At 69.1% G+C, this 9,104-nt stretch carries 10 protein-coding genes and 1 pseudogene; 7 read left to right on the top strand and 4 right to left on the bottom strand.

Features of this window, described 5'->3' with window-relative positions; translation table 11 throughout:
* The first annotated feature begins 249 nt into the window (after positions 1–249).
* Positions 250–3,807, top strand: a complete 3,558-nt coding sequence (mobF, locus tag HMPREF2833_RS10675; RefSeq protein ID WP_070638063.1) for a MobF family relaxase — start codon at positions 250–252, stop codon at positions 3,805–3,807.
* A 27-nt stretch (positions 3,808–3,834) separates the two neighbouring features.
* On the opposite strand, the gene HMPREF2833_RS10670 is transcribed toward mobF, so the two are convergent.
* The gene (locus HMPREF2833_RS10670) at positions 3,835–4,245 is read right to left on the bottom strand and encodes a hypothetical protein (protein ID WP_070638060.1); all 411 of its coding nucleotides are present in this window, start codon (positions 4,243–4,245) and stop codon (positions 3,835–3,837) included.
* Positions 4,246–4,325: 80 nt separating this feature from the next.
* The gene (locus HMPREF2833_RS10665; RefSeq protein ID WP_070638057.1) at positions 4,326–5,321 is read right to left on the bottom strand and encodes a DNA-processing protein DprA; all 996 of its coding nucleotides are present in this window, start codon (positions 5,319–5,321) and stop codon (positions 4,326–4,328) included.
* Between the two features lie 199 nt (positions 5,322–5,520).
* Here HMPREF2833_RS10665 and HMPREF2833_RS12245 point away from each other — a divergent pair, with 199 nt between their 5' ends.
* Positions 5,521–5,877, top strand: a complete 357-nt coding sequence (locus tag HMPREF2833_RS12245) for a sulfate permease (protein WP_083311026.1) — start codon at positions 5,521–5,523, stop codon at positions 5,875–5,877.
* On the opposite strand, the gene HMPREF2833_RS10660 is transcribed toward HMPREF2833_RS12245, so the two are convergent.
* A complete protein-coding gene (locus HMPREF2833_RS10660) occupies positions 5,795–6,409 on the bottom strand; it encodes a dihydrofolate reductase family protein (protein ID WP_070638054.1) in 615 nt (204 codons plus the stop codon). The two genes, HMPREF2833_RS12245 and HMPREF2833_RS10660, sit on opposite strands and share 83 nt — an antisense overlap.
* On the bottom strand, positions 6,406–6,999 hold the full coding sequence (locus HMPREF2833_RS10655) for a TetR/AcrR family transcriptional regulator (RefSeq protein ID WP_070638052.1): 594 nt from the start codon (positions 6,997–6,999) through the stop codon (positions 6,406–6,408). The genes HMPREF2833_RS10660 and HMPREF2833_RS10655 overlap by 4 nt, the downstream gene beginning before the upstream one ends.
* Before the next feature lie 85 nt (positions 7,000–7,084).
* Between HMPREF2833_RS10655 and HMPREF2833_RS10650 the strand changes: the two genes are divergently transcribed.
* From HMPREF2833_RS10650 to HMPREF2833_RS10635, 5 genes and pseudogenes are all read left to right on the top strand, one after another.
* Positions 7,085–7,546, top strand: coding sequence for a DoxX family protein (locus HMPREF2833_RS10650; protein WP_246829126.1), 462 nt, complete (start codon positions 7,085–7,087; stop codon positions 7,544–7,546).
* The gene (locus HMPREF2833_RS10645) at positions 7,543–8,037 is read left to right on the top strand and encodes a GNAT family N-acetyltransferase (RefSeq protein WP_070638048.1); all 495 of its coding nucleotides are present in this window, start codon (positions 7,543–7,545) and stop codon (positions 8,035–8,037) included. Before HMPREF2833_RS10650 ends, HMPREF2833_RS10645 begins: the two co-directional genes overlap by 4 nt.
* A 2-nt stretch (positions 8,038–8,039) precedes the next feature.
* A pseudogene (locus HMPREF2833_RS12445) lies at positions 8,040–8,222 on the top strand (transposase); the annotation flags it as partial.
* A 96-nt stretch (positions 8,223–8,318) separates the two neighbouring features.
* A complete protein-coding gene (locus HMPREF2833_RS10640) occupies positions 8,319–8,735 on the top strand; it encodes a hypothetical protein (RefSeq protein ID WP_141756186.1) in 417 nt (138 codons plus the stop codon).
* Positions 8,725–9,039 (top strand): transcriptional regulator, encoded by a 315-nt coding sequence (locus tag HMPREF2833_RS10635; protein WP_101888500.1) that lies wholly within the window; start codon positions 8,725–8,727, stop codon positions 9,037–9,039. Before HMPREF2833_RS10640 ends, HMPREF2833_RS10635 begins: the two co-directional genes overlap by 11 nt.
* Positions 9,040–9,104 lie beyond the last annotated feature (65 nt).

Here is a 9,104-nt window from a genome sequence, read left to right as displayed (position 1 = left end):
CTTGGCGAACCGTTCCCCGGACACGTGACGCAGCGTAATCGCGCCTGACTCGCCGTCGGTGACGCGCGTCCACACCGAGCTATCCGAGAGCAATCCGGTCAGTGGCACCGAGGGAGACGACATGCCTCCATCATCTCGCATCGACCGTCCTTCACGTGCCCTGCGCGGCCTCACGACCAATGTCGACCAAGCCCATTTCCTCGCAACGACGGCAAAGCAGCGTGCGTGCCGTGCGCTCACCTACTGCGTATGACGGTCTCGATGCGGGTGATGAGCGCGGGTAACGGCTACAAGTACCTGCTGCGCACTGTCGCGGCCGGCGACGGCGACCGATCGCTGTCCACCCCGCTGACGCGCTACTACAACGCCGAGGGCACCCCGCCGGGTCGCTGGCTCGGCGCCGGAGTCGCCACACTCGGCGGCGCGCGGATCAGCGTGGGCGATCAGGTCTCCGAAGCCCAGCTCCAGCTCCTCGTCGGTATGGGCCGTGACCCCATCACCGGGGAACCGCTTGGCCGCGCGTACCCCGAGTACCGAACCGTGGCCGAGCGGATCGAGGCACGCACTGGGGAACTCGATCCATCCCTCGGGCCAGTCTCACGCGCAGAAGCGGTCGCGGCGATCGAGACGGAGGAGGCCGAGCGTGGGGCGCGACGGGCGGTTGCGGGGTTCGACTTCACGTTCAGCATCCCGAAGTCCGCAAGCGTGCTCTGGGCGGTCGCGGATGCCGGGACGCAGACGCTGATCGCGGATGCGCATCATGCGGCGGTTGCGGAGGTGGTTGCGTTCATGGAGCGGGAGGTTGCAGCCACCCGCACGGGCGCAACCGGACGCGACGGCGCGGTTGCACAGGTCGACGTCGCAGGGCTCATCGCCACGGCGTTCGATCACTACGACTCCCGGGCGGGCGACCCGCACCTGCACACGCACGTCGTCATCAGCAACAAGGTGCAAACCGTCCTCGACGGCAAATGGCGGGCCCTGGACGGGCGGCCGATGCACGCTGCTGTCGTCGCGCTCTCCGAGCTTCACGAGGCCGTCTTCGCGGACCACCTCACCCGGATGCTCGGCGTCTCGTGGGAGGCCCGCGACAGGCGCCGCGACCGGAACCCCGCATGGGCGATCACCGGGGTGCCGGAGGCGCTGGTCAAGGAGTTCTCCACCCGTGCCCGGCACATCGACGCCGAGACCGACCGGCTCATCGAGAACTACGTGGCTGAGCATGGGCGGCGGCCGTCGCCGGCAACGATCATGAAGCTCCGCGCCCAGGCCACGCTCACCACCCGGCCGGAGAAGGAGGTGCGGTCCCTGGCCGAACTCACCTCCTCGTGGCGGGAACGGGCCGGGCGGGTGCTCGGGGTGGACGCAACCTCATGGGCGCGCGGCGTGACCGCGAACGAGGAGCCGCTGCTGCTGCGCGCCGACGACATGCCGCTGGACGTGATCGCCTCGCTCGGGGCAGACGTCGTGGCTGCGGTCGGTGAGAAGCGCTCCACCTGGCATCGCTGGAACCTCACGGCCGAGGCGGCGCGGCAGACGATGAGTTACCGGTTCGCGTCGATCGAGGACCGAGAAGCCGTCGTCGGCCTGATCGTAGACGCCGCCGAAGCCGCGTCGCTGCGCCTGACCCCGCCGGAGCTCGCGTCGAGCCCGGCGGCGTTCCGCCGGCCGGACGGCACGAGCGTGTTCCGTCCGAAACACTCCGCGCTGTTCTCCTCCGAGGCGCTGCTGGCCGCCGAAGACCGCCTCCTCGAGCGCGCCCGCACCACCACAGCGCCGACGGTGCCGCTGACCAGCGTCGAACGAATCACGAAGCGGCCCGACAGCAAGGGCCGGATGCTCAGTGATGACCAGGCGGCCGTGTTGACGAAGATCGCGGTCTCGGGCCGGATGGTCGACGTACTGGTCGGCCCGGCCGGTGCGGGGAAGACGACGGCGATGTCGGCATTGCGACGGGCATGGGAGCACGAGCACGGGCACGGCAGCGTGGTCGGGCTCGCGCCGTCCGCAGTCGCCGCGCAGGTCCTGGCCGATGACCTCGGCATCCCCACCGAGAACACCGCCAAGTGGCTCGACACCCACGACCGCACCCGCGAGACGTTCCGCAAGGGGCAGCTCGTCATCGTCGACGAGGCGTCACTGGCGGGCACGCTCTCCCTCGACCGCATCACGGCCCTTGCGGCCGAGGCCGGGGCGAAGGTCCTGCTGGTCGGGGATCACGCCCAACTCCAGTCCGTCACCGCCGGCGGCGCGTTCTCCCTCCTCGTCCACGACCACGACGACACCCCGGAGCTGGTCGACGTGCACCGGTTCGTCAACCTGTGGGAGAAGACCGCATCCCTCGCCCTGCGGCACGGCCGCACCGACATCATCGACACCTACACCGAACACGACCGCGTGACCGGCGGGGAGACCGAGGAGATGATCGACGCCGCCTACACCGCCTGGCGCTCCGACACCCTCGCCGGGCGCGCGAGCGTCCTCGTGACCGACTCGAACGAGTCCGTTCAGGCGCTCAACAACCAGGCGCGGGCCGATCTGATCCTCGACCGCACCGTGAACGCCCGCCGTGAGGTCGAACTGCACGACGGCACCCGTGCCGCAGCCGGGGATACCGTCATCACGCGCCGCAACGACCGCCGCCTGCGCGCAGGCCGCTCCTGGGTCCGCAACGGCGACAGATGGACAGTCACCGAAGTTCGCGAAGACGGCGCCCTCACCCTCCGCCGCGCCGGGCGCACGTGGGGCGCCTCGGTCGTGGTCCCGGCCGAGTACGCGGGCGAACACCTCGACCTCGGCTACGCCGTCACCTCCTACCGGGCACAGGGCATCACCGTGGACTCCTCGCACGTCCTGGTGGATGCGTCGATGACCAGAGAGACGTTCTACGTCGCCATGACAAGAGGCCGTGAGGAGAACATCGCCTACGTCGCCGTCGACAAGCCTGACCCCGCTCACGACGGCCCGCACCCCGGTGACAACGAGGATGTGTCCGCCCGGTCAGTGTTGTTCGGGGTGCTGCAGCACGTCGGCGCCGAGCTGTCCGCGCATGAGACGATCACCGCCGAGCAGGACGCCTGGGCCTCAATCGCTCAGCTCGCCGCTGAGTACGAGACCCTGGCCGCCGCCGCACAGCACGACCGATGGGCCGCGCTCATCCGCTCCTGTGGGCTCAGCGGCGACGACGCAGACGACGCGATCGCATCACCCGCATTCGGCGCATTGACCGCCGAGCTGCGGCGGGCAGAGGCGAACCAGCACGACGTCGAGACCCTGCTGCCGCGCCTCGTGGGAGCACGCGGGTTCGGGGACGCCGACGACATCGCCGCGGTCCTGCACTACCGCGTTGCCCGCGCGATTGCGCGCCCGGCAGGTGCCGGTCGCGCCCGCAAGGCACCGCGTTTGATCGCGGGCCTCGTCCCCGAAGCCGCCGGCGCCATGCCGTCCGAGATGCGGCGGGCGCTGACAGAGCGGCGCAACCTCATCGAGACCCGCGCAGAAGCTCTCCTCGACACCGCGCTCACCGAGAAGCACGAGTGGATCACGAAACTCGGCCCCCCACCGAAGCAGGCGCGGGCGGCCCAGGCCTGGAGGTACACCGCGCGCACTGTCGCCGCCTATCGCGACCGCTATGGCATCACCGGACCCGCGCCGCTCGGGGCACCCGCCGAGACCGAGGCGCAGAAGCTCGACGCCGCCCGCGCCCGTGCCGCGCTCGATCGGGCTAAGAACCTCGCCCAGGCCGAGCAGCCCGAGCAGGAACGCCCGCGCCGCATGGGAGCACAGCGAGTCGGACCGTCGTTGTAGTCGGTGCTGTTCGCGGGATCAGGGCGCTCAGGCGGCACGCGGGTAGTCGATGGTCAACAGTGAGTTGTCCTTCAGTCCGCGGAGCACCTGCTCAGTCACCTCGCTGATCGTCACGCCTTTCGCATGCCGGGGAGCCACGTCATCGTCTTGCGGGTTCCATGCCCGAAGGACGGCCAGACGGCTGACATGCGGAACCTGGGTCGGCAGTTCACGGAGCCAGGTCAGCCAGTCTTCGGCTGCTACTTCGCGGTCAACGGGGTCGTCGCTGCCTCGTCCGATCAGGGAGTCGCAGTCGCACATGCGCTGAGTCAGCGTGAACACGATCGAGCTGCCGCGCACGCGGCTCGACGCGATCCGAAGCTCGGAGACCTGCGGTGCGACGCCGATCTGCTCGGCGGTGAACCGTTCGAACTCAGGCGTGAAGGCGGCGGCGTTCACCGCCTACAGATTCGTCGCACACATGCCTTCATCTTCGCACCGAGCGGTCATGCAATCTCGGCTCGATGCGCGCCGTCGAGCTACAGAACGCGCCCCTGCCGATGAGGAGGCCGAGCGATGTCCGCTTCACGCTCGACCGCCTGCCCGCTACCGCGTGTAGGTGGGTCGAGGAGCGCGGTGACGTCTGTGGCACCGGTGATAAAGGACGCGATGCCTTCGCGCAACAGCCGGTGCGTGCCGGCACTGGACACGCTGGTCACCGGACCGGGGACTGCGCCGACCGGGCGCCCGAGCTGCGCGGTGCGGGCGGCGACGTTGAGGGAGCCGGAGCGGTAGCCAGCTTCCACGACGACGGTCGCCCCCGAGAGCGCGCCGAGGATGCGGTTGCGGGCGAGGAACCGCCACTTGGTCGGCGTCGCGCCGGGCGGCATCTCGCTGGCGAGCAGCCCGAGGTCTCCGACTCGTTCCAGCAGCTCTCGGTTGCCGGAGGGGTAGAGCCGATCCAAGCCGCCGACCATCACGGCGAGAGTCTGCCCACCAGAAGCGAGCGCGGCTCGCTGTGCGGCGGCGTCGATGCCGTAGGCGCCGCCGGCCACGATGATCCGCTCGGCATCGGTCAAATCGGAGGCGAGCTCGCCCGTAACGTGCTCGCCATAGCTCGTGGCTGCGCGCGCTCCGGTGATCGTCACACGATCGCTCAGCGGCGCGGTGAGGAACGAGGACGCGCCGCGCACCCACAGGACAGTCGGAGCCCGGTCGCCCAGGTCATCCAGCGAGGGCGGCCAATCGTCGTCGCCGCGGATGAGGATGCGCAGCCTGAGACGGTCGCTCTCCGAGAGTGCTTGCGTGACCGTGCGAGCATCCAAGCGTGCGGCGACCTTGTTGCGCCACAGCCCGGCCTCGATCGCATCGCCCTTCTTCGGGAACGCGCCGGTACCGTCTGCCAGGCGGACTGTCTCGACGGCGCCGACCGCAGCGATGAGTCGGCCGGTCACCGCGTCGTCGGGCTCCAAGGTCGCAGCCAGGGCGACCCGTGCGGAGCGTTCGTCCATGGCGAGAGAAGTGATCGTGACCATGCCGGCTCCCTTCCGTGTGTGCCGGACAGGTGCGTGAGCGCCACCCGAACGAGTGAGAGCATCTCTTACGGATGTCGCTGGGGACGTACTCTGGGGGCGAGGCAGATTCCTCCTTGATCTGGCGTCCCTCGTGGACAGGCCCTCGGGCCACTCTCTACGCACCGTCTCGTCACCCGACCGTGCCACGAGAGGACACGCCATGACCCGGCTGCTCTGGGTGCTCAGCGACCACGCCCGCTACTACCTGCTGCGCTACATGCCCACCAACATCGCACTCGACGCGATCCGCACCCGCCGCGGCCTGAAACGGGGCATCCCCGCGATGCTCCTCGCCGTGCCCTACTTCCTCCCCGCGAACTACTGCATCGCGCTGATCGAGGACGGCGGCCCCGGGTGGCTGAACCTTTTCGTGTTCCTGTTCTCCTGGAACGCTCTCAAGTTCCTCATCATGGGCCCGATCAGCCTCGTCCTCCCTATCCGCGCTCGCCTGGAGGAGTGGGCGGCCCAGCGCCGCGACCGCCGTCGTCGTCGAGCACCATGTATTTCGCGACGATGAACTGGCCGGTCGGGTGGGCGTCGGTGAGCCGGAGACGGGCCGAGTCGAAGCCTCCGGGGAGCAGCGGTGCACCGGAACCTAGGGTGACCGGTGCGATGGAGAGATGGATCTCGTTGAGGCGGCCGATCTTCGCGAACTCCGCGGCGAGCGCGCCGCCACCGATGATCCAGATGTCGCCGTCGCCGGCTGCCGTGAGGATGCGGTCGAGGTGGTCCGCCGGCGGGCCGTTGACGAAGGTGATGTCCGCGCCGGGAACGACGGGCAGGTCCGTCCGGGTGGTGAAGACGAACGTCCTGCGGTCGCCGTAGAACTCCTGCCATTTCTCGGGGTGCGCGAGGAGATCTTCGTGTTCGATCAGCCAGCGGTAGGTGGTGGAGCCTTCCACCTGCACGGTCACGCCGGACACGAACGCCTGGCCTTCGGCGATGGCATCCTGACCGCCGTCGACCGCGAAGAGCCAGTCGAGGGAGTTGTCCGCGTCGGCGAGATAGCCATCCAAGGACGTCGAGGTGTAGTAGACGATCCGTGTCACTCGTCCGCCTTTCGCGGGTGCGGGTGCTCGTCACCCGCAGGAGATCCGAACAGTTGCTGGGCGCCGGCTCGGGTGAGCGCGAGCGGATCGGCGTCCGCAAGAGCTCCGGCAAGGACGAGAGATGCGAGGCCATGGACGAGAGCCCACGCGGCGTGGCGGGCCTGTTCCACGGGTATCCCGACGCGTCCTTCGGGCAGACTCGCCGTTCCGGACGCCAGAGCTGCCGCCGCACGATCACGCTGCTCGCGGAGGCCCGGGGTGTCCTCCAGCAGCTCCGGCCGAAACATGACCGCGTAGTGCCCCGGCTTGCTCAGCGCGAATCGCACGTACTCCACCGCCGTCTCGACGAAGTCGCCACGGGCGACGGACGGCGCCAGAGCATCGGCCAGCGCCTCGAAGCCCTCCGTCGCCAACGCCGTGAACAGTCCCCGCCGCGAGCCGAAGTGATGTGCCGGAGCACCGTGAGTCACGCCGGCGCGGCGCGCAAGCTCCCGCAGGGACAGCGTCTCCGGTCCGCTCCGGGCGACCTCCTCCGCGGCGCTCGCCAGCACCTGCTGCCGGAGCCGACCGTGATGATACGTGTCCACCATGAGCGGCATCCTAACCACGGATCTAGACATTGACAACATCGCGTGTCGGGCGCCATGATCTATACGACGACTAGATGAAAGGCGCATGATGGTTCCACTGATCATCCTGATCGTGATCACCCTGGCGGCACGGGGAGTCGGCGCGCTCGGGCTCGGCTACCTGGACTCCTGGTCCGCCGCCCTCGCGATAGGACTCGCGGCGATGTTCACGGTGACCGCGATCTCTCATTGGGTGCAGCCGCGGCGCGACGGGCTGATCGCGATCGTGCCCGCCTGGGTTCCGCACCCGAAGGCCGTCGTCACCGTCACGGGCGCGCTGGAGATGCTGGGAGCGTTTGGCCTGCTCCTGCCGCCGACGCGTGTCGCCGCGGCCATCTGCCTCGCTGCGCTCCTCGTCGCGATGTTCCCCGCGAACGTGCGTGCCGCGCACGGCGTCGATCACCCTGCGGCGCCGACGACGCCGCTTCCTTTGCGCACCGTGCTGCAGGTGATCTTCCTCGCCGCCGCCGTGTTCGTCGCGGTCACCGGCATGGGCTCCCCGCGATGACGACCACCGTGCTGCGCCCGATGACGGAGGAGGACGTCCCGATCGTCAGCGCCATCTGGGCGGCCGCCTGGCGCGACGGTCACGCCGGTCACGTCGACGCCGCACTCGAGGAGATCCGCACCCCTGAGTCGTTCGTCCCGCGTGCCGCGCGGCGGGTGCCCCGCACCGTCGTCGCCGAACAAGGAGACCGCGTGGTCGGATTCGCCACGGTCGCAGGCAATGAGGTCGAGGAGCTGTTCGTCGACGGGCGGGCGCGTGGCACGGGCATCGCGATCGCATTGCTGCGGGATGCGGAGGAGCGAATCGCGTCGGGCGGGTGGTCGGACGGGTGGCTGGCAGTCGTCTCTGGCAACGCCCGCGCCCGCCGCTTCTACGAGCGCGAGGGATGGCGGGATGCCGGTCCCCTGATCTATGCGGCCGAAGGATCGGATGGCCCCGTCCTCGTGCCGAGCCGACGATACGAGAGACGCCTGATGGCCGGGCGCGGGTAGCGGCCACTCATGTACTCGCCTACTTCGACCACCCCGGAACCTCTAACGGCCCGGTCGAAGCGATCCACGGCCGACTCGAACGCCTCCGCGGCAGCGCCCTCGGCTCCCGCAGCCTGACCAACGACATCGCCAGATCACTACTCTCAGCCGGCGGGCTCATACCGCGAGCACATCCTCGATTGTGAAGAGCCAGTTTGCTTTCCTAGGGCGAAAGTGACACGCTTTCTCATATGGAAAATGTTTCTTCGTCGTCCGGGCGCCCGGAGACTGCGGCGTCGGAGTTGCGAGCGCTGGATGCGGACAGGGAGCGACTCGGCGGCCTGATGAGGGCACCGATCTGGTACGGGTTCCTGTGCGGCGTCCTTGTTGCGGGGCTGTTGTTGACGCCCATGATCGATGTGGTCTGGGTGAAGTCGGCCCTGTTGGTTCTCGGAATCGGCTTGGGCTTCGCTCTGGAGAGTCTCCGGCGACGCGTCGTCGGCGTCGGCAGGCGTGGCCTCGTCGGCCCGGCGAGCGCGGGCGCGCTCACCGTCACGATGGGCAGCATGGTCGTCTTGTACGGTGTCGCGTCCCTCTTCGAAGGAGCCGGCATGCCCTTGGCGGTCGCCGCCGTGGCTGCTCTGGGGTTCGCTGTCATGTGGCTGTTCGTGGTGGTCGACGGCCGGGCGTTCGCCTGGGATGTGCGGCGTGCGGCCTGAGCCGTTGTTCGATGCCGCGATTCACGCGCCGAACAGGCTGCGGTTGTGCTCGGCGCTGCGCGTCGTTGATCAGGCTGACTTCGCCGTATTGCGGGACGTGCTCCTGCTCAGCGACGCGAGCCTCTCGAAGACCATTGGCGGGTTGATGGATGCAGGATACGTGGTCACCAAGAAGGCCCCGTCCGTCGCGCGAAGTGATGCCCGACTGACCACGTCGGTATCGCTGACCGCCGAGGGCCGGCGGGCGTTCGACCGGCACATCGCGGCGCTTCGTGAACTCGCCGGCGACGCATGGGGGGCCTGATGTCGGTCTTGCTGTGGCGACACTCGGTCGAAACCGATCTGGCCTATGAGCGTTCGGTCCAGGCG

The sequence above is a fragment of the Kocuria sp. HMSC066H03 genome (genome assembly GCF_001812045.1).
GTDB classification, from domain to species: Bacteria; Actinomycetota; Actinomycetes; order Actinomycetales; family Micrococcaceae; genus Kocuria; species Kocuria rhizophila.
Note: the sequence above shows the minus strand (reverse complement) of the source record. Positions and strands in the feature narration are given on the sequence as shown.

Bases quoted from the DNA above. Each gene is read 5' to 3' on its own strand.
- HMPREF2833_RS12245 (WP_083311026.1), top strand. From the start codon at position 5,521: ATGACCCGGCTGCTCTGGGTGCTCAGCGACCACGCCCGCTACTACCTG.
- mobF (WP_070638063.1), top strand. From the start codon at position 250: ATGACGGTCTCGATGCGGGTGATGAGCGCGGGTAACGGCTACAAGTAC.
- HMPREF2833_RS10665 (WP_070638057.1), bottom strand. From the start codon at position 5,321: ATGGTCACGATCACTTCTCTCGCCATGGACGAACGCTCCGCACGGGTC.
- HMPREF2833_RS10655 (WP_070638052.1), bottom strand. From the start codon at position 6,999: ATGGTGGACACGTATCATCACGGTCGGCTCCGGCAGCAGGTGCTGGCG.
- HMPREF2833_RS10645 (WP_070638048.1), top strand. From the start codon at position 7,543: ATGACGACCACCGTGCTGCGCCCGATGACGGAGGAGGACGTCCCGATC.
- HMPREF2833_RS10650 (WP_246829126.1), top strand. From the start codon at position 7,085: ATGATGGTTCCACTGATCATCCTGATCGTGATCACCCTGGCGGCACGG.